The organism is Sphingobium sp. JS3065 (genome assembly GCF_026427355.1).
Taxonomy (GTDB): domain Bacteria; phylum Pseudomonadota; class Alphaproteobacteria; order Sphingomonadales; family Sphingomonadaceae; genus Sphingobium.
Map to the genome: position 1 here is coordinate 3,037,317 of NZ_CP102664.1, position 18,637 is coordinate 3,055,953.

Genomic DNA, 18,637 nt, shown 5'->3' on the forward strand with positions numbered 1-18,637 from the left:
GGGAAAGGCCGCCATGAAATATCTTCCGCTGTCGCTGGCTCTGGCCGCGCTGCCCACGGTCGCCGCCGCAGAGGCGGAAGCGCCCGATCCGGCCCGCATCGTCGTGACGGGGGAGGGGCTTTCCCTGCCGCCGGGGACGCCGGCCTATGGATCGGTGATCATCGACCGGGATCGCCTGACCAACAGCGCTTCCGGCCGGATCGAAAGCACGCTGGGCGATGTCGCCGGTTTCCAGCAGTTCCGCCGTTCCGACAGCCGTTCGGCCAATCCTTCCGCGCAGGGGGCGACATTGCGCGCCCTGGGCGGCAATGCGTCCAGCCGGACGCTGGTGCTGCTGGACGGCGTGCCCATGGCCGATCCCTTTTTCGGCTATATCCCGTTCAGCGCGCTGGTGCCCGACCGCCTGTCGGTGGTGCGGGTGACGCGCGGCGGCGGGATAGGGGCGTTCGGCGCGGGCGCGGTGGCCGGGACCATCGAACTCGCCAGCGCCACCCGTGACCAGCTTCCCACCTTCGCGGCCAGCGCCTTCTACGGCAGCAGGGACGCGACCGAACTGTCCGTTGGCCTGACCCCGGACCTGGGCCATGGCCATGTCTCGCTTTCGGGCCGGTGGGACCGGGGCGACGGTTTCCAGACCACGCCGAAGGACCAGCGCGTCGCCGCCACCGCACCCGCCGCCTATGACGGCTGGTCGACCAATGTGCGCGCCGTCGCGCCGCTGTCCGCCACATCGGAAATCCAGTTTCGCGGCACCATCTTTCACGATGAGCGCACCCTGCGCTTCAAGGGCGCGGACAGCATGAGCGAGGGACAGGACGCCAGCATCCGCTTCATTTCCCGCGGGGCGTGGCAGGTCGATGCGCTGGCCTATATCCAGGCGCGCAACTTCGCCAACATCGTGGTTTCGTCCGCCACCTTCCGCAAGTCGCTCGACCAGCGGAACACGCCCTCGACCGGCATCGGCGGCAAGATCGAGCTGCGCCCGCCGGTCGGCCCCGATCATGTGCTGCGCATCGGCGCCGACACCCGCTTCGCCACCGGCGACATGTTCGAGGACGCCTATAGCGCGGCTGGCGCGGTGACCGCTCGCCGCCATGCGGGCGGCGATCAGATGACGACCGGCCTCTTTGCCGAGGATGACTGGACCATCGGATCGCTGGTGCTGACCGGCGGGGTGCGGGCGGACCGTTGGACCATCGACAACGGCTTCTTCCGGCAGGCCAATGGCGCGGGCGTGTCGACGCTGGCCGCTGCCTTCGCTGACCGTTCCGACTGGCAATTTTCGGGGCGGGGCGGGGTGCTCTATCGCATCGGCGACGGTTTTGCCCTGCGTGGCGCGGCCTATAGCGGCTTCCGCCTGCCAACGCTCAACGAGCTTTACCGGCCGTTCCGGGTAGGAGCCGACGCGACCGGTCCCAATGCGGCGCTGCGCCCGGAAAAGCTGAAAGGCTATGAAAGCGGGGTCGATATGACGCTGGGGCCGGTCCATCTCGGCGTGACGCTGTTCCGCAACATGCTGGACAATGCCGTCGCCAACGTCACCATCTCCCGGACCGGCGGCACTTTCCCGCTGGTGGGCGCCGTGGCGGGCATTTACCGCGAACGGCAGAATGTCGACCGCATCACCGCCAAGGGCGTCGAACTGACCGCCAACGGCCGCGCCGGGAATGTCCTGCTCTCGGCCTCCTATGCGTACAGCCGCAGCCGGGTCCGTGCGCCAGGCCGGGACTTTGACGGCCTTCGCCCTGCGCAGACCCCCGCCCATTCCGCCAGCGCCACTCTGGCCTGGGAACCGAAGCAAGGCCCCGCTGTCTCCGCCACGCTGCGCTATGTCAGCAAGCAATATGAGGACGACCAGCAGCTTGACGTGCTGCCCCATGCATTGACGGTCGATGCGGTGGCGCGCCTGCCCCTCGGCCATGGCGTGACCCTGATCGCGCGCGGCGAAAATCTCTTCGATGAAGAGGTGACCACGCGCAATGCCGGGGGATCGATCGACCTCGGCACGCCCCGGACATTGTGGATCGGCCTGCGTTTCGCGGGTTAACCCCGGCGTCCCGCAAAAGCGCACTGGTTGAGGCAGGGCAAAGCTGCGATGAAGACGCCATGCGCTTCTCATTGCTGTTCGCCCTGCCGCTCCTTGCCGCCACGCCCGCCAATGCCTGGGGGCCTGTCGGCCACCGGATCACCGGCGCCATAGCCGACCGGAATCTGAGCGGCGCGGCGCGTGCGCAGGTTCATCTGCTACTGGGCGTCGAGGATCTGGCGGAGGCGGCGACCTGGCCGGACGACATGAAGTCCGACCCCGCCGACTTCTGGCGCAAGACCGCCAGCCCCTGGCATTATGTCACGGTCAGGGAAGGGGACCGTTACAGCCCGGCCGACGCCCCGAAGGAGGGCGATGCGATCACCGCGCTCAAGCGCTTCACCGCCACGTTGCGCGACGCCAAAGCATCGCTGGAGGACCGCCGCCTGGCGCTGCGTTTCATCGTCCACATAATGGGCGACCTGCATCAGCCGCTGCACGCGGGCGGCGGCGGCGATCGCGGCGGCAACGATGTGAAAGTGACCTTCTTCGGGGAGGCGACCAACCTGCATTCCGTCTGGGATTCCGGCCTGATCGGACAGCGCGCCCTGTCCTATTCCGAATATGCGGACTGGCTGTCGCGCTCCATCACCCCGAACCAGACGATCGACTGGAGCGCCAGCGGCCCGGCGACATGGGTTCGCGAAAGCATCGCCCTGCGCAAGACGATCTATCCGGCGGACCCCAACCTGTCCTGGGACTATGTCTATCGGCATCGTGCCGAACTGGACGACCGGCTGCGGCGCGGCGGCGTGCGCATCGCCGCCTATCTGAACGCCATTTTCGATTCAGCGGTGCCCGCCAGCGACATGCCATGAGCGCTGTCCGAAGAAGCAAGCTATTGGAAAATCAGGCGCCTATCCGGTCGCGGGAGGAAAATGGTGCTGCCGGTGAGGATTGAACTCACGACCTCAGCCTTACCAAGGATGCGCTCTACCACTGAGCTACGGCAGCACTATTTTCAGCTCCATCCGGCGTCTCGCGCCAGCGGAGCCGGGCCTATGGCCGCCTCCTCGCCCCATGTCAAGGCGGCTTGCGGCAGAAGATGTAAATTGCTTATGGGGTGGCCATGGCAAATGGTCAGGACGAACGGAAAGAGCGTTTGGCGCAGGCGTTGCGGGACAATCTGCGCCGCCGCAAGGCGCAGTCGCGCGAATCGCGGGATGGGGACACGCCTCTATCACCGGAGGGTTCGAAGGGCTGACAACGGGCATTCCCATTCGAAACAATCCGTTTCCTCCGGCCCGCTTGCACAGGGTTTCCATGCCCCCGATCTAATCCCGCATGAGACAAGCGACCTTCTTCATTCCGCATGGCGGCGGTCCATGCTTTTTCATGGACCCCAGCGACCCGGACCGCCCGCATAGCGACCCGATATGGCATGCCATGCAGGCCCATCTGGCGAACCTCATCGCCGCCCTGCCCGAACGGCCGAAGGCGATCCTGCTGGTTTCCGGCCATTGGGAGGAAAGCCGCTTCACCGTCCACACCGGCGAACGTCCCGGCCTGTTGTTCGACTATTACGGCTTCCCGCCGCACAGCTACACGCTCCGCTGGGACGCGCCCGGCGCTCCCGCACTTGCCCGCCGGGCTGCCGGTTTGCTGGAACAGGCCGGATTTCCCGCTGGCACGGAGGAGGATCGGGGCTGGGACCATGGCGTCTTCATTCCTATGAAGGTGGCGCTGCCGCAGGCCGACATCCCGCTGGCCCAACTCTCGCTCCGCCACGATCTGGACCCAGAGGCGCACATCGCCGCCGGCCGGGCGCTGGCGCCGCTGCGCGATGAAGGCGTGCTGATCGTCGGTTCGGGCATGAGCTTCCATAATTTGCGTGTCCGCGGCTTTCAGGCCACCGCCCCGTCAAAGCTGTGGGACGACGCCCTGAACGCCGCCGTCACCGAACCCGACCCGGCCATCCGCGCCGGGCGCGTCGCAGCCTGGGCCGATCTTCCCCACGCCCGTTTCGCCCATCCGCGCGAAGAGCATCTCCTGCCGCTCATGGTCGCATTGGGCGCAGGGGGTGAGGATGCGGCGGTGCGCGACCATGCCAGCACCGTGCTGGGCTGGACCGTGTCCGGCTATCGCTTCGGCTGAATCTAGAGCGGTTTTCGATCTGATTGAATCAGATCGACCGCTCTATTCCTTTGTTTTACCGCGATTTCTTAAACGTCAGATGATGCCATCTGACTGGAAATCGCTCTAGGGTCTCCGCAACGCCGGAACCGCCTTGGCCGCTTCATCGGGCGGGATCCCGGAAGGCGGCACGGCGTCCACCACCTCCTCGCCGCGCATCACGCGCCCGGCATGCTGGATCGCTCCCCGCAACCGGGGATAGATGCCGCAGCGGCAGATATTGGTGAGCGCGGCGTCGATTTCCTCATCGCTGGGATCGCTGGTCCGCCGCAGCAGCGCGGAAGCCGTCATGATGACGCCGGGGATGCAATAGCCGCATTGGGAGACATTGTCGGCCGCGAACACCTGTTGCAGCGGATGGCCGCGATCGGGCGACAGCCCCTCTATGGTGGTGACGAACTTTCCCTCGGTGGCGGCGATGGTCACCTGGCAGGATCGCACCGCTTCCCCGTCGATATCGACCGTGCAGGCGCCGCAATCCCCCGTTCCGCAGCCATATTTGGTCCCGGTCAGGTTGGACGCATCCCGCAAGGCCCACAGCAGCGGCGTCGCCGGGTCCATGCGATATTGGACGGGCCGGTCGTTGACCGTGAATTTCGTCATTCCGCGCTCTCTTCCTCGACCTTGTGATAGAGGACTTCGTTGCGGATGTGGATGGTGCGCGACGCCAGCCGGATTTCCTGGATGAAGGTGGCGAAGCCCGCCGCCTGCAACGTCATGGCCAGGCTGAACAGGATCGCGATGGGGGTGCCCAGATGCGAACCCAGCAGGTTCGCCGCGAACAGCAGGATGACCACCAGACAGATCGCGCACGCCGACGCCACCGTCAGGAAGATCGCGCCGTTGACCACGCTCATCCGCCGGTCCAGCATGCGGATCTCGCTGACCATGCGGTCATGTTCCTTGCCGCGGGAGGCGAGGATCTTCTCCTCCACCTTCCGCGCCCGGTCGATGATGCGCGCCAGCCGCCCGACGCAGACGTTCAGGAACGCGCCGATGCCCGCCAGCAGGAACACGGGGGCCAATGCAAGCTGGATGGTCTGCGCGACCTGGGAGACCTGGGGAAGTGGGATCATTTCCGCTGATATCGGGCCGATAGCCGCCAATCGCCGTTCAGGCCGCGCCCTTGGCGGGCGTGTTGACACCCATCGACTTCAGATATTGACGGATGTTGCGCGCCGCCTGACGCAGACGCTGCTCATTTTCCACCATGGCGATGCGGACATAGCCCTCGCCATCCTCGCCATAGCCGACACCGGGCGCGACCGCGACCTTGGCATGGGTCAGCAACTGCTTGGAAAATTCCAGGCTCCCCATATCCTTGAGGGCAGGGGGCAGCGGCGCCCATGCGAACATCGACGCCCTGGGCGCGGGAATGTCCCATCCCGCCCGGCCAAAGGCCTCCACCATCACGTCGCGGCGCTTGTGATAAAGCTCGCGGTTCTTCTGTACGATGTCCTGCGGGCCGTTGAGCGCCGCACAGGCCGCCGCCTGGATCGGCGTGAACGCGCCATAGTCCAGATAGGATTTCACCCGCTTCAACGCCGCGATCAACTGCGTGTTGCCCACCGCGAAGCCGATGCGCCAGCCCGCCATGGAATAGGTCTTGGACAGGGAGGTGAACTCCACCGCCACATCCTTGGCACCCGGCACCTGAAGGATGGAGGGCGTCGGATTGCCGTCATAATAAAGCTCTGAATAGGCGAGGTCGGACAGCACCCAGACCTTGTTCTCCTTCGCCCAGGCGACCAGCCGCTCGTAAAAGGCGAGGTCGACCGTCTCCGCCGTCGGGTTGCTGGGATAACCGACCACCAGGATCGATGGACGCGGCACGGTGAAGGCCATCGCCCGGTCCAGCGCCTGCCAATAATGCTCGTCCGGCGTGGTCGGCACGGACCGGATGGTCGCGCCCGCGATGATGAAGCCGAACATGTGGATCGGGTAGCTGGGGTTGGGCGCCAGCACGACATCGCCCGGCGCTGTGATCGCGGTGGCCAGGCTGGCCAGCCCTTCCTTCGACCCCATGGTCACGACGACTTCGGTTTCCGGGTCCAGATCGACGCCGAAGCGGCGGCCATAATAATTGGCCTGCGCCTTGCGCAGCCCTGGAATGCCCATCGACTGGGAATAGCCGTGCGCGCTCGGCTTTTGCGCGACTTCGCACAGCTTGGCGATCACATGGTCGGGCGGCGGCAGGTCGGGATTGCCCATGCCTAAGTCGATAATGTCCTCCCCCGCGGCTCGCGCGGCGGCCCGCATCGCGTTCACTTCAGCGATGACATAGGGCGGCAGACGCTTCATGCGGTAGAATTCTTCGGACATTGGGGCTTTCCTGAAAGCTCTCGGTAAGGGATAGTGCGTGACGCGCCTTCGGCTTGTCACAATCCGGCTATAACCCGCCGGCCTGCGACATTCCAGCGAAAGCGGCGAACCGGACCATAACAGGAGGATGAAGGTGGCCATGAAGGTACAGGATGCCATGGAACCCCATCTGCCCACGCTCGCGGAAATGCAGCAATGGACGCAGGTTCTGGGCCGCGCGCAGCAATTGCTGCTGGAACAGGCGGCGGGCGCGACCGGCAGGACCCTGCCCTTCGATCCGGAGGCGGTGTCGCGCATCCAGAGCAGCTTCGCCGATGAAGGGCTGGCGCTGTGGCAGCGTTTCCTGGATTCCGGCGGGCTGCTGCGCGACCGGCCCGAACCGGCGCCTTCCGGCAGCCCCGCCGCCGTCAAGGACCGGCGCTTCGCCGACCCGGCGTGGACGGAGCATCCCTTTTACGACCTGATCCGGCAGAGCTATCTGCTGCTCTCCGACTATCTGATGAAGCTGGCCGATGCGGTCGACGGCGTCGATCCCAGGCAGAAGGCGAAGCTGCGTTTCGCCACCAGCGGCATGCTGGACGCCATCGCCCCCAGCAATTTCCCGCTGACCAACCCCATCGTCATGCAAAAGACGATACAGAGCGGCGGCGAGAATCTGGTCAAGGGCCTGCAGCACATGCTGGCCGATCTGGAAAAGGGCCAGCTCTCCCATACGGACGGCACCGCGTTCGAAGTGGGACGCAACATCGCCTCCACCCCCGGCAAGGTGATCAAGGAAACCCCGCTCTACCAGTTGATCCACTATGCCCCGTCGACGGCAACGGTGCTGGAAACGCCGCTGATCATCTTCCCGCCCTGGATCAACCGCTTCTACATTCTCGACCTGTCGCCCGAAAAAAGCTTCGTCAAATGGGCGGTGGACCAGGGGATCAGCGTCTTCCTGGTGTCATGGAAGTCGGCGGACGCCTCGATGAAGGATCTGGTCTGGGACGATTATATCCTGGACGGCCAGATCGACGCGATCGACACGGTGCGCGACCTGCTCAAGGTGCCCAGCGTCCATGCCATCGGCTATTGCGTTGCGGGCACCACTCTGGCCGCCACGCTGGCGCTGCTGGCGGCGCGGGGGCAGGCGGACAAGGTCGCCAGCGCCACCTTCTTCACCGCCCAGGTGGATTTCAGCAAGGCGGGCGACCTCAGCCTGTTCGTCGACGACGATCAGATGAAGATGGTGGAGCAGCTTTCCTCCGGCGGTTTCCTGGACGGGCGCTATATGGCCGCGACCTTCAACCTGCTGCGCGGGCGCGACCTGATCTGGAATTATGTGGTCAATAATTACCTGCTGGGGCAGGATTATCCGCCGTTCGACCTGCTCTACTGGAACGGCGACACCACCAACCTTCCGGCGCGCTGGCACAGGGATTATCTGACCCAGCTTTATCGGGACAATCTGCTGGTGCAGCCGGGCGCGATCAGCATCGCGGGAACGCCCATCGACCTGCGCCGCATCGAAACCCCCGCCTATGTGCAGGCGGGGCGGGAGGATCATATCGCCCCGCTGGAAAGCGTGTGGAAACTGACCGAGCATTTTTCGGGGCCGACCCGCTTCCTGCTCGCGGGGTCGGGGCATATCGCGGGCGTGGTCAATCCGCCCGCCGCCGGCAAATATCAATATTGGGCCTGCGACGAAGCGCAGCCGACCCTGGACGCCTTTCTCGCGCATGCGAAGGAGACGAAGGGCAGTTGGTGGCCCGACTGGATCGAGTGGATTCGCGCCCTCAACCCCGCGACCGTCCCCGTGAAGGGCGGGCGCCAACCGGGGAAGGGCCGACTCAAGACGATTGAGGATGCGCCGGGCCGTTACGTGAAAACGCGCTGAATCCCTGGCCTGCCCTGAATTTGCGATAGTCCGCCTTCGCCCTGCGGCGGGGCGTATAAGACAATTTTGTTGCAGCGCACAAAACGCTTGCAACGGGCCTGCGGACTCTATATTGTGCACTGCAACAAATGGAGGATGGTCCGTGGCCGTTACCCCAAAGCCAGTGCGTAAGAAGCCCGTCGCGAAGAAGAGTTCTTCGACGCTGTCCGCTGCCGAGGCGCTGAAAGCTGCCGAGGCGGCGATCAAGACGCCAGCCAAGCCGACCGTGAAAAAGCCCGCGCCGCCCAAGACGCCCGCCGCGCCACCCGCCAGGAAGGCGGTCCCCGCGGCCAAGGCCGATCCGGTGGCGGTGATCGCGGCGACAACTGCCGTCGATGCGGCGCCGGAACCCGCCCCCGTCGCTGCGGCGCCGAAGGTGGAAACGCCCAGGATCGATCCGGTGGCCAGGGTAGCGCCGCCGGAACCGAAGGAATCGAAGAGCCTGTCGTCCAAGGCCGGGCCGCCAGAGCCCAAATCGCTGCCCGCCATAGAAGGAACGAAGATGATGAACGACGTGATCGAAACCGGAAAGAAATTCGCTGAAGAAACCAAGGCCAAGCTGGAAACGGTCTATGCCGACCTGAACGAGAAGGCCAAGGTGAGCGTCGAGAAGTCGACCAAGGCGATCGAGGAATTCAGCGACATCGCCAAGGGCAATGTCGAAGCGCTGGTCGAATCCGGCAAGATCGCGGCCAAGGGCTTCGAAACCCTGGGCCAGGAAGCCGTCGATTACAGCAAGAAGAGCTTCGAAAAGGCGACCGCCTCGTTCAAGAGCTTCTCGACCGTGAAGACCCCGACCGAATTCTTCCAGCTTCAGAGCCAGTTGTTCTCCAGCAGCTTCGACGAATTCACCAAGGAAGCGGCCAAGAGCAGCGAAGCGCTGATCAAGCTGGCCGGCGACGTAGCCTCGCCGCTGACTGCCCGCGTGACCGTGGTGACGGACAAGGTGAAGGCGCTTGCGGCTTGACCAGCCATAAGGTGAAGGCGCTCGCCGCCTGATCCTGCCTTCGGGCATTGAGGAAAAAGAAAACGGCTCCCGCTCTGCTGCGGGGGCCGTTTTTCATGCCAGTGCAAGGTCTGGAAATGGCCAGTTGCGGACATTAGATATCCGTTCGCCCTGAGCGAAGTCGAAGGGCTCTGCTGAGCGGAGGCGAAGCATGGAAGCCTCGCTCCGCTCGGCTGAAGGCTTCGACTTGCGGAAGGCAAGTTTATCCTGAGCGCCTGCCCTGGCAGGTAGACGAAGGGCTCAGGGCGAACGGAAAACTGAACGTCCGCTCTCCACCCCTTGCCGTCGTTCGGCCATAACCCTCTCACAAAGGCGCGCAGGCCGCCTTCAGCCATTCCAGCGCTTCGCCCTCCAACTGCGGCCCCACAACGTCCACCACCCTGGCATGATAGGCGTCCAGCCAGGCGCGTTCCTCGCCGGTCAGCAATTCCACCGCGATCGCGTTGCGGTCGATCGGCGCGAAGGTCAGCGTTTCGAAACCCAGCATCTCCCGCTCGGCGCCGGGCACTTCGCGCGGTTCGACCAGCACCAGATTTTCGATGCGGATGCCATATTCGCCGGTCTTGTAATAACCCGGCTCGTTGGAAAGGATCATCCCCTCCTGCAAGGGTTCATCCCCGCCGCCGAAGGTCGCGATCCGCTGAGGCCCCTCATGCACCGACAGGAAGCTGCCCACGCCATGGCCCGTGCCATGGGCGTAATCCAGCCCATCGGCCCACAGGAACTGCCGCGCCAGCACGTCGAGCTGCCCGCCCCGCGTCCCCTTCGGAAACTGGGCGCGGCCCAGCGCGATATGACCCTTCAACACCAGGGTGAAGCGCCGCTTCATCTCCTGCGTCGGCGTGCCGATGGCGATGGTGCGCGTCACGTCGGTCGTGCCGTCGCGATATTGCCCGCCCGAATCGACCAGATAGAAGCTGCCGGTCTCGATCGGGCGGTTGGTCTTTTCCTCGACCCGGTAATGCACCACCGCGCCGTTCGGCCCTGCGCCGGAAATCGTGTCGAAGGACAGATCCTCCAGCAGCCCGGTCTCCTTCCGGAACGCCTCCAGCTTCGCCGCTGCGCCCAGTTCGTCGACGCCGCCCTGGGGCGCGGCGACCGATATCCAGTGCAGGAACCGGCTCAGCGCAGCGCCGTCCCGCGCCTGCGCCGCCTTGTGCCCGGCGATCTCGACCGGGTTCTTCACCGCCTTGGGCAGCACCGCCGGATCGCGCAGCGCCAATATGTTCGCGCCGCCCGCGTCCAGCGCCTCGAAGATCGCCGCCACCGCCCGTTCGGGATCGGCCACCACCGTCTTGCCCGCGAAACCGGCCAGCGCCCCGGCGAAATCGGCCCGGTCATGCACCCTGACGGCATTGCCCAGATGCTTCACCACCGCCTCGTCAATCTTCTCCGGCGCGACATAAAGGTCCGCCGTCGCATCGGCATGGACGATGGCATAGGCCAGCGCGACCGGCGTCCGCTCCACATCCTTGCCCCGGATGTTGAAGGTCCATGCCAGCGAATCGAGCGCCGACAGCACCGCCGCATCGGCCTGTTTCGACACCAGCCAATCCGCCATCGCCTGCCGCTTTTCCGCCGCCGACTGCCCGGCATAGCGGTCCTCATGCACCACCAGCTTGGCGTCGCTGGGGGCGGGGCGGTCCGGCCACACGGCGTCGACCGGATTGGTGTCCACCGCCACCAGTTCCGCGCCGCGCTCGGCCAGCGCCTCGCTCGCCGCCTTCACCCATGCCCGCGTGTGCAGCCACGGGTCGTAACCGATGCGCCCGCCCGCCGGGACATGCTCGCCCAGCCAGGCCGCGACGGATGTCTGCGGCACGCTCTCATATTGCCAGTGGGCCCCGTCCACCTGCTCGCGCACCTGGAGCGTATAGCGGCCGTCCACGAAGATCGCCGCTTCCTCCGGCAACACCACCGCGCTGCCCGCCGATCCCTGAAAGCCGGTCAGCCAGGCCAGCCGCTGCGCATAGGCGCCGACATATTCGCTCATATGCTCGTCGGTCAGCGGCACGACAAAGCCGTCCAGCGCCGCGCGCACCAATTGGGCGCGCAGGGCTTTCAGGCGATCTTCATAAGTGGACATCAAATTTCCCTTGGACTTGTCGGCCCTCTTGCGCAGGGCCTATGGCCGCCAACATAAGCAAAGCAGCATCGTTTCGCCAGATCAGGACATTGAATGACCGCATCCCCCAAAGCCCCCGTCGCCGCCCGCCGCCCGCACAGCTTCTCACATCATGGGATCATGGTGGAGGATCCCTATGCCTGGCTGCGCGATCCCGGCTATCCGGAGGTGAAGGACAAGGACGTCCTGTCCTATCTGGAGGAGGAGAATGCCTGGTTCGAAGCCGCGATGCAGCCGCGCAAGGCGCTGACCGACACACTGTTCCAGGAGATGAAGGGCCGCATCAAGGAGGATGACAGCTCCGTCCCGCAGAAGGACGGCGACAATATCTACTGGCGCGCCTTCGAAACCGGCGCGCAATATCGCAAATGGTACCGCAAACCCGTCGCAGGCGGCGACGATCAGTTGATCCTGGACGAACCCGCTCTGGCGGAGGGGCATGACTATTTCCGCCTGGGCGCCCTGTCGGTCAGCCCGGACGGCCGCTACCTCGCCTATGCCATCGACGATGACGGATCGGAACGGTTCGAGGCGCGGATCAAGGATCTCTTCACCGGGGAAATCCTGCCCGAAATCATCCCCGACACATTGTCGTCGCTGGTGTGGACCAGCGACAGCAGGGGCCTGCTCTACGGCATCGCCAACGACCAATGGCGCACCGACAATGCCCGCCTCCACTGGCTGGGCCAGCCGGTGGAAAGTGACGTGGAACTGTTTCACGAGGATGATGAGGGTTTCCGCGTCTCGATCGGCCTCACCTCCTCGGAAAAGTGGATCGTGATCGCGACCGGCGACCATGTGACGACCGAGGCATGGCTGCTCCCCGCCGACAACCCCACCGCAAAGCCGCTGCTCGTCGCCCCGCGCAAGCCCGGCCGCGAATATGATGTCGATGAACATGAGGGCACGCTCTACATCCGCACCAACGACACCCACCCCAATTTCCGGCTGGTGAAGGCGTCGCTGGAAACGCCGGGCCAGTGGGAAGAGGTCATCGGCGCGGACCCGCATTTCTACCTGACCGATTTCACGCTGTTCAAAGGCTTCTACGTCACCGAGGGGCGGCAGGACGGCCTCGACCAGATCGAATTGCGCGACTACGCCACCCATAGCCCCAGGCGCATTCCCTTCCCGGAAGCCAGCTATTCCGCGTCGCTGGACGACAATCCCGAATATGACGTGACGAAGCTGCGCATCGGCTATGAATCGATGGTCACGCCGGATACCATCTACGACTATCATCTCGATACCGGCGCGCTCGAAGTGCTGAAGGTCCAGGAAATCCCGTCCGGCTATGACGCGGCCCGCTACACCACGGAGCGTCTGACGATCCCGGCCCGCGACGGCACTCAGATTCCCGTTTCCATCGTCTATCCCAAAGACCTGCCCCGCGACGGCAGCGCGCCGCTGCATCTCTACGGCTATGGCGCTTATGGCATCGCGATGGAGCCGGGCTTCTCCACCAGCCGCCTGTCCCTGCTGGACCGGGGCTTCGCCTTCGCGCTCGCCCATATCCGGGGCGGCGACGATCTGGGCCAGCAATGGTATCTGGACGGGAAGCTCGACAAGCGCACCAACACCTTCACCGATTTCGTGGACGTCGCGAAGGGCCTGATCGAGCGCGGCTATACGGCGAAGGGCCGCATCAGCATCTCCGGCGGATCGGCGGGCGGCGAACTGATGGGCGCGGTCATCAACAGCGATCCGGACCTCTGGGGCGCGGTGGTGGCGCATGTGCCCTTCGTGGACGTACTCAACACCATGCTGGACGGAAGCTTGCCGCTGACGCCCGGCGAATGGCCCGAATGGGGCAATCCGTTAGAGGACAAGGCGGCGTTCGAGACGATCCTGTCCTACGACCCCTACAGCAATGTCAGCGCCCAGGCCTATCCGCCGCTGATGGTGACGGCGGGTCTCAACGACCCCCGCGTCACCTATTGGGAACCGGCCAAATGGGTGGCGAAGCTGCGCGCTACGAAGACGGACGACAATATCCTGCTGCTCAAGACCAATATGGGCGCGGGCCATGGCGGCAAGTCGGGCCGCTTCGAAAGCCTCCACGAAACGGCGGAGGAATTCGCCTTCATCCTCTGGCAACTCAACATCGCTCAATAAAGAAGCTCCCCTCCCGCTTGCGGGAGGGGTCGGGGGAGGGGCGAGCGCAGCGAGCGTCAATGGGAACCACGGAAGAATGTCCTCCACCTACACCACCCAATTTACCGCCGGGCCTGAGCATATCGACATACTCGGCCATGTGAACAACGCCGTCTGGGTGCAATGGATGGAGCAGGTCGCCACCGAACATTGGGGCCGCGACGCCGCGCCGGATCATCTGGACGCCTATGCCTGGGTCGTGACCCGGCATGAGATCGACTATCGCGGCAATGTGAAGCAGGGCGAAACCGTCTCCGCCCGCACCTGGATTCCGCATGGACCGCGCGGCGCGCGCTTCGACCGGCACATGGAATTCACCGGTCCCGACGGCAAGGTGAAGGTGTCGGCCAAATCCACCTGGGCGATCATCGACCTGAAAACGGGCCGCATCCTCCGCGTCCCCCCGGACGTCGCGGCCCGCTTCTTCGAAGGCTAGAGTATCCGTGATGGTCAACCCTGAGATTGTGCCCAGCACCTATTGGCCTTGAGCAATGCGTTTGCGGTGACGACGAGCTTTCGCATGACGGCGGTGATCGCGATTTTGGCGGGCTTCCCAGCGTCGACGAGTTGTTGATACTTGGCCTTGAGGTCAGGGTTGTATCGGGCGGCGACGAGTGCCGGCATATAGAGAGCCTGCCTCACGTTGGCGCGTCCGCCACGGATGAAGCTTTTGCCTTTCCATTGTCCGGACTGTCGCGCGACGGGGGCGAGACCAGCAAGCGATGCGGCCTGTTTGTTCTCAAGGCTGCCGAGTTCGGGCATGGTGGCGATGAGCTGGTTGGCGGTCAGCGTTCCCACACCCGCAATGCTGGTCAGGATCTGGTGCCGGCGCGTAAGTACGGCATCGGCGGCGATCAGGTTGGAGATCTCGGTGTCGAGAGCCTCGATATGCCGATCGATTTGTTCGAGCCGCTGGCGACACTGGCGCTTGAGAAAGGCGATGGTGAGATTTTTCTCGCGATTCTTGAGCGCCGTGCGGTCACGAACCAGGCCGTCGCGGGCATTGATGAGCTCCGCCATGTGGGCCTGCTGTGCGCTTCGAGCGGGTCTGACCGGTGGTTGCAAGGTTGCGGCCATACGAGCCAGCAGGATGGCGTCAATGCGATCGGTCTTGGCCAGCGTGCCAGTCGCCTGGGCGAAGCGCCGGGCCCGTTCAGGGTTGAGCTTCACACAGGGCCAGTTGGTCAGCGCCGCCTCCAGTGCGCGATGATAGGTGCCGGTTGCCTCATAGGCGATCCGTTCGACCGGCCATTGTCGTAGCCAGGCGATCAGCGCCTTGTGGCCCCTGGCCGTGTTGGCGAACTGGCGCTCGAAGCCGGCGGGGTAGGCATGGCAATCAAGGCTCGCTTTGGAGATGTCGATGCCGATCGTCTGTGGTAGATTGTCGCTCATCTTTTCCGCTGGCCCATGCTTGTCATCCGGGTCCAAAACCCTGGTATCCGTTCGGGCCTGATGGAAAAGAAAGGGGCGATCCTACTCTAACCCGGTCCCTGAACGACCCGCGGTTTTGCGATCCGTCCCCTTCCGCCCGGGCCGGAGTGGCCACCCCGGCCCGGGCAATCCAGCATGACCCAAACGGATGGCAATGTCATAAGACAAGCGGTTTTCGATCTGATTGAATCAGATCGGCCGCTCTATTCCTTTGTTTTACCGCGATTTCTTAAACGTCAGATGATGCCATCTGACTGGAAATCGCTCTAAGCCTGCTTGGTCCGCAGCGCCACGACCATCCCGGCAATCGCCAGCAGCGCGCCCGCACCCGCCAGCCCCGTCCATCGATAACCCTCCGCCAGCGTGGAGATCAGCATGGCGATCACCGGGATCAGCACGCTGGTATAGGCCGCGCGCCCCGCGCCCACGCGCTGGATCAGCCGGAAATAAAGCGGGAAGGTCACCACCGACCCCGCCAGCCCCAGCCACGCGATCCCGGCCAGATAGCTCGGCCGCGTCTCGATCACCGGCGGCCCCACCGTGACCCAGGCGAACAGCGCATCCACCGCCGCGCCGATCAGCATCGCCCAGGCCAGTACCGCCACCATCGGCAGCCGCCGGGCAATCTGCATCCCCTGCATCACATTGGCGACCGAAGCGCTCATCAGCCCGGCGACCGCGAAGGCCGCGCCCAGCAGCACCCTGTCCGACCGCAGGCTCGCCGCTTCATGCGCCAGCATCAGCGCGATCCCCGCGACCGCCACCACCGATCCCGCGACGAAGGCTCGGCTCACCGGCTGGCGAAAGAAGAGGAAGGCAAGGATGCTGTTGGGGATCAGCAGCATGGCATAGACCACCGCCACCACGCCGGACGTCAGAAAATGCTCGGCCCGATAGACGAAGTTGAAATTCATCACGAACTGCGCCGTGCCCAGCAACCCGGCGAAGACCAGTCCCCTGCCGCCGATATTCAGCGGCACGCGCCGCGCCCTGGCGAAGATCGCCATCGCCACACCGGCCAGCAGGAAACGGTAGCAGACCGACCAGCTCGCCGGCACGCTGCCCAACTGGTCGCGGATCACGATCCAGGTCGAACTCCAGATCAGCGTGACCAGGATGAAGGGCAGGGCGACGCCTTTGCCCTCGATCATCCCTGCAAGGCTCCGATCGCGTCGGCCAAAGGCTTCACGTTCCCGGCATCCTGCGACCAGTTGGTGACGAGCCGCGCCGCATCCTCGCCCCAGTCGTAGAAATCGAAGCCCTGCGCCCGCAAACGCGCCTTTTCCGCTGGAGAGAGCCGCACGAACAGCTCATTCGCCTCGACCGGATGCATCAGCCGCCCCGGCGCGCCTTCCGCCAGCGCTTGCGCCGCCGCATTGGCCGCCCGCGCATTGCGCAGCCAAAGGTCGTCCTCGACCATCGCCAGCAATTGCGCCGCCAGATAGCGTCCCTTGGAGAAGAGATGCCCGGCCCGCTTGCGCCGTCGCGCCGCCTCCGCCGCCCGCGCCTCCGCCCGCTCCCCGAAAAAGACCAGAGCCTCCCCGATCATCCCGCCATTCTTGACGCAGCCGAAGGAGAGGATGTCGACCCCCGCCCGCCAGGTCACGTCGCCGGGATGGCAGCCCAGATGCGCCACCGCATTGGCGAAGCGGGCCCCGTCCATATGGAAGCCCAGCCCATGGTCCCGCGCCAAATCGCCCAGCACCGCGACCTCATCGGGCGTATAGGCCAGCCCATATTCGGTCGCCTGGGTAATGCTGATCGCCCGCGCTGGCACCTGATGCACGTCCGGGCGGATCGCCTTCAGCCGCTCGGTCACGATGTCGGGCGACAGTTTCGCGCCCTCGCCGGGCAGCGCCATCAGGCTGGCCCCATGGGTGTAGAAGCCCGGCGCGCCGCATTCGTCGACGACGATATGCGCCTCCTCATGGCACAGCACCCCGCCATAGGGCGGGCTGAGGCACGCCAGCGCGATGCTGTTCGCCGCCGTGCCGGTCGCGATCCACAGCGCCACCGCCTTCGTGCCGAACAGTTCGGAAAAGGCGCCGTTCAGCCGCCCGCTCCACGCATCGCCGTCATAGCCGTGATCGGCACGGTCGGCGGCCATGATCGCGGCCATCACCTCCGGGCAGACCGGCGTCGCATTGTCGGAAAAAAAGTGCATGGGGCAGGGATAGCCGCGCCGCATTCCAGCGCCAAGATGCCACCGGGATCGGATCGGCTATGGGCCGCCACATGGGTCAGTAATATTGACCGATTGTTTCGCGCCGCCAACTGTGACATAGGCGGCCCCGTCCAACCCAAAGGAGTTTTTCGTCATGGACGTCCAGCAGACTTCGCGCTTCACCGTCACCCGCAGCGGCAAGGCCGTACCGGCTGACCGGCGCGCCGACTTGCTGGCGGACCCCGGTTTCGGAAAACTCTTCACCGACCATATGGTGACGATTCGCTATACGGAGGGGCAGGGCTGGCACAGCCACGCCATCGGCCCGCGTGAACCGTTCCAGCTCGATCCGGCCTGCGCCGTGCTGCATTATGCGCAGGAAATCTTCGAAGGGATGAAGGCCTATCGCCTGGAGGATGGCAGCATCGCCATGTTCCGGCCGGAGGAAAATGCCCGCCGCTTCGCCGAATCGGCCGAACGCATGGCCATGCCGGTCCTGCCCGAAGACCTGTTCCTGGAAGCGGTCGAATTGCTGGTGAAGACCGATGCCGACTGGATTCCGGGCGGGGAGGGCAGCCTGTACCTGCGCCCCTTCATGTTCGCCAGCGAGACCTTCCTGGGCGTGCGTCCGGCGAATGAGTATATTTTCTGCGTCATCGCCTCGCCCGCGGGCGCTTATTTCAAGGGCGGCAAGAAGGCGGTCACGCTCTGGGTGTCGGAACATTTCACCCGCGCGGCGCGGGGCGGCACCGGCGCTGCCAAGTGCGGCGGCAACTATGCCGCATCGCTGGTGGCGCAGAAGGAAGCGATCAGCCATGGCTGCGACCAGGTCGTCTTCCTCGACGCCGCCGAAAATAAGTGGGTCGAGGAACTGGGCGGCATGAACGTCTTCTTCGTGATGGACGACGGGTCGATCGTCACCCCGCCGCTGTCCGGCACGATCCTGCCGGGCATCACCCGCAACAGCATCATCTCGCTCGCCCGCGCCAAGGGGCATGAAGTGCGCGAGGAACCCTACAGCTTCGCCCAGTGGCGCGCCGACGCCGCCAGCGGCAAGCTGCGCGAGGCGTTCGCCTGCGGCACGGCGGCGGTCGTCACCGCCATCGGCACGGTGAAGAGCGTCAATGGCGACTTCACCATCGGCAATGGCGACGGCGGCATCGTGACTGAAGGGCTGCGCGCCGACCTCACCGGCATCCAGCGCGGCACGGTGGCCGATCCGGCGAACTGGGTGCGGAAACTGTAACCGAGGTCCGTTCGCCCTGAGCGAAGTCGAAGGGCAATGCTGAGCGGAGCGA

At 65.0% G+C, this 18,637-nt stretch carries 16 protein-coding genes and 1 tRNA gene; 9 read left to right on the forward strand and 8 right to left on the reverse strand.

Translation table 11 applies throughout. The features are described 5' to 3' along the window. Nucleotides 1-13: 13 nt before the first annotated feature. Nucleotides 14-2,047, forward strand: a complete 2,034-nt coding sequence (locus tag NUH86_RS14910) for a TonB-dependent receptor (RefSeq protein WP_267250219.1) — start codon at nucleotides 14-16, stop codon at nucleotides 2,045-2,047. 59 nt (nucleotides 2,048-2,106) lie between these two features. Continuing rightward, nucleotides 2,107-2,904, forward strand: a complete 798-nt coding sequence (locus tag NUH86_RS14915; protein ID WP_267250220.1) for a S1/P1 nuclease — start codon at nucleotides 2,107-2,109, stop codon at nucleotides 2,902-2,904. 61 nt (nucleotides 2,905-2,965) lie between these two features. On the opposite strand, the gene NUH86_RS14920 is transcribed toward NUH86_RS14915, so the two are convergent. Continuing rightward, nucleotides 2,966-3,040 (reverse strand) — tRNA-Thr (locus NUH86_RS14920). Nucleotides 3,041-3,155: 115 nt separating this feature from the next. Here NUH86_RS14920 and NUH86_RS14925 point away from each other — a divergent pair. Together NUH86_RS14925 and NUH86_RS14930 are read left to right on the forward strand one after the other, a co-directional pair. Then, a complete protein-coding gene (locus NUH86_RS14925) occupies nucleotides 3,156-3,290 on the forward strand; it encodes a hypothetical protein (RefSeq protein ID WP_267250221.1) in 135 nt (44 codons plus the stop codon). Between the two features lie 80 nt (nucleotides 3,291-3,370). Beyond that, nucleotides 3,371-4,180, forward strand: a complete 810-nt coding sequence (locus tag NUH86_RS14930; RefSeq protein ID WP_267250222.1) for a DODA-type extradiol aromatic ring-opening family dioxygenase — start codon at nucleotides 3,371-3,373, stop codon at nucleotides 4,178-4,180. A gap of 105 nt (nucleotides 4,181-4,285) precedes the next feature. On the opposite strand, the gene NUH86_RS14935 is transcribed toward NUH86_RS14930, so the two are convergent. The 3 genes from NUH86_RS14935 to NUH86_RS14945 are packed head-to-tail and all read right to left on the reverse strand — an operon-like array spanning nucleotide 4,286 to nucleotide 6,541. Further along, nucleotides 4,286-4,822, reverse strand: coding sequence for a (2Fe-2S)-binding protein (locus NUH86_RS14935; protein WP_267250223.1), 537 nt, complete (start codon nucleotides 4,820-4,822; stop codon nucleotides 4,286-4,288). Continuing rightward, on the reverse strand, nucleotides 4,819-5,295 hold the full coding sequence (locus NUH86_RS14940; protein ID WP_267250224.1) for a DUF2721 domain-containing protein: 477 nt from the start codon (nucleotides 5,293-5,295) through the stop codon (nucleotides 4,819-4,821). The genes NUH86_RS14935 and NUH86_RS14940 overlap by 4 nt, the downstream gene beginning before the upstream one ends. 37 nt (nucleotides 5,296-5,332) lie before the next feature. Next, entirely contained in the window at nucleotides 5,333-6,541 is a 1,209-nt protein-coding gene (locus NUH86_RS14945; RefSeq protein ID WP_267250225.1) for an LL-diaminopimelate aminotransferase, read from the reverse strand. 139 nt (nucleotides 6,542-6,680) lie between these two features. On the opposite strand from NUH86_RS14945, the gene NUH86_RS14950 reads away from it, so the two are divergent. Both NUH86_RS14950 and NUH86_RS14955 read left to right on the forward strand, forming a co-directional pair. Next, nucleotides 6,681-8,420 carry a PHA/PHB synthase family protein gene (locus tag NUH86_RS14950; protein WP_267252157.1) on the forward strand — a complete coding sequence of 580 codons (1,740 nt, stop codon included), beginning with the start codon at nucleotides 6,681-6,683 and terminating at the stop codon, nucleotides 8,418-8,420. A 142-nt stretch (nucleotides 8,421-8,562) separates the two neighbouring features. Then, nucleotides 8,563-9,426, forward strand: coding sequence for a phasin family protein (locus tag NUH86_RS14955; protein WP_267250226.1), 864 nt, complete (start codon nucleotides 8,563-8,565; stop codon nucleotides 9,424-9,426). Nucleotides 9,427-9,769: 343 nt separating this feature from the next. Here the strand turns inward: NUH86_RS14955 and NUH86_RS14960 are convergent, their stop codons facing one another. Next, entirely contained in the window at nucleotides 9,770-11,551 is a 1,782-nt protein-coding gene (locus NUH86_RS14960) for an aminopeptidase P family protein (protein WP_267250227.1), read from the reverse strand. Nucleotides 11,552-11,644: 93 nt separating this feature from the next. On the opposite strand from NUH86_RS14960, the gene NUH86_RS14965 reads away from it, so the two are divergent. Both NUH86_RS14965 and NUH86_RS14970 read left to right on the forward strand, forming a co-directional pair. Then, nucleotides 11,645-13,705: a S9 family peptidase gene (locus tag NUH86_RS14965; RefSeq protein ID WP_267250228.1), complete on the forward strand. Its 2,061-nt coding sequence runs from the start codon at nucleotides 11,645-11,647 to the stop codon at nucleotides 13,703-13,705. A gap of 76 nt (nucleotides 13,706-13,781) precedes the next feature. Then, nucleotides 13,782-14,180, forward strand: a complete 399-nt coding sequence (locus NUH86_RS14970) for an acyl-CoA thioesterase (RefSeq protein WP_267250229.1) — start codon at nucleotides 13,782-13,784, stop codon at nucleotides 14,178-14,180. A 14-nt stretch (nucleotides 14,181-14,194) separates the two neighbouring features. On the opposite strand, the gene NUH86_RS14975 is transcribed toward NUH86_RS14970, so the two are convergent. The 3 genes from NUH86_RS14975 to NUH86_RS14985 all read right to left on the reverse strand — a co-directional run bounded on the left by NUH86_RS14975 (nucleotide 14,195) and on the right by NUH86_RS14985 (nucleotide 17,339). Next, nucleotides 14,195-15,136 carry an IS110 family transposase gene (locus NUH86_RS14975; protein WP_267250230.1) on the reverse strand — a complete coding sequence of 314 codons (942 nt, stop codon included), beginning with the start codon at nucleotides 15,134-15,136 and terminating at the stop codon, nucleotides 14,195-14,197. Nucleotides 15,137-15,441: 305 nt separating this feature from the next. Further along, nucleotides 15,442-16,326 carry a DMT family transporter gene (locus NUH86_RS14980; RefSeq protein ID WP_267250231.1) on the reverse strand — a complete coding sequence of 295 codons (885 nt, stop codon included), beginning with the start codon at nucleotides 16,324-16,326 and terminating at the stop codon, nucleotides 15,442-15,444. Continuing rightward, entirely contained in the window at nucleotides 16,323-17,339 is a 1,017-nt protein-coding gene (locus tag NUH86_RS14985; protein WP_267250232.1) for a threonine aldolase family protein, read from the reverse strand. The genes NUH86_RS14980 and NUH86_RS14985 overlap by 4 nt, the downstream gene beginning before the upstream one ends. A 154-nt stretch (nucleotides 17,340-17,493) precedes the next feature. Here NUH86_RS14985 and NUH86_RS14990 point away from each other — a divergent pair, with 154 nt between their 5' ends. After that, complete coding sequence (locus NUH86_RS14990) at nucleotides 17,494-18,585, forward strand: branched-chain amino acid aminotransferase (protein WP_267250233.1); 1,092 nt, start codon at nucleotides 17,494-17,496, stop codon at nucleotides 18,583-18,585. The last annotated feature ends 52 nt before the right edge of the window (nucleotides 18,586-18,637 follow it).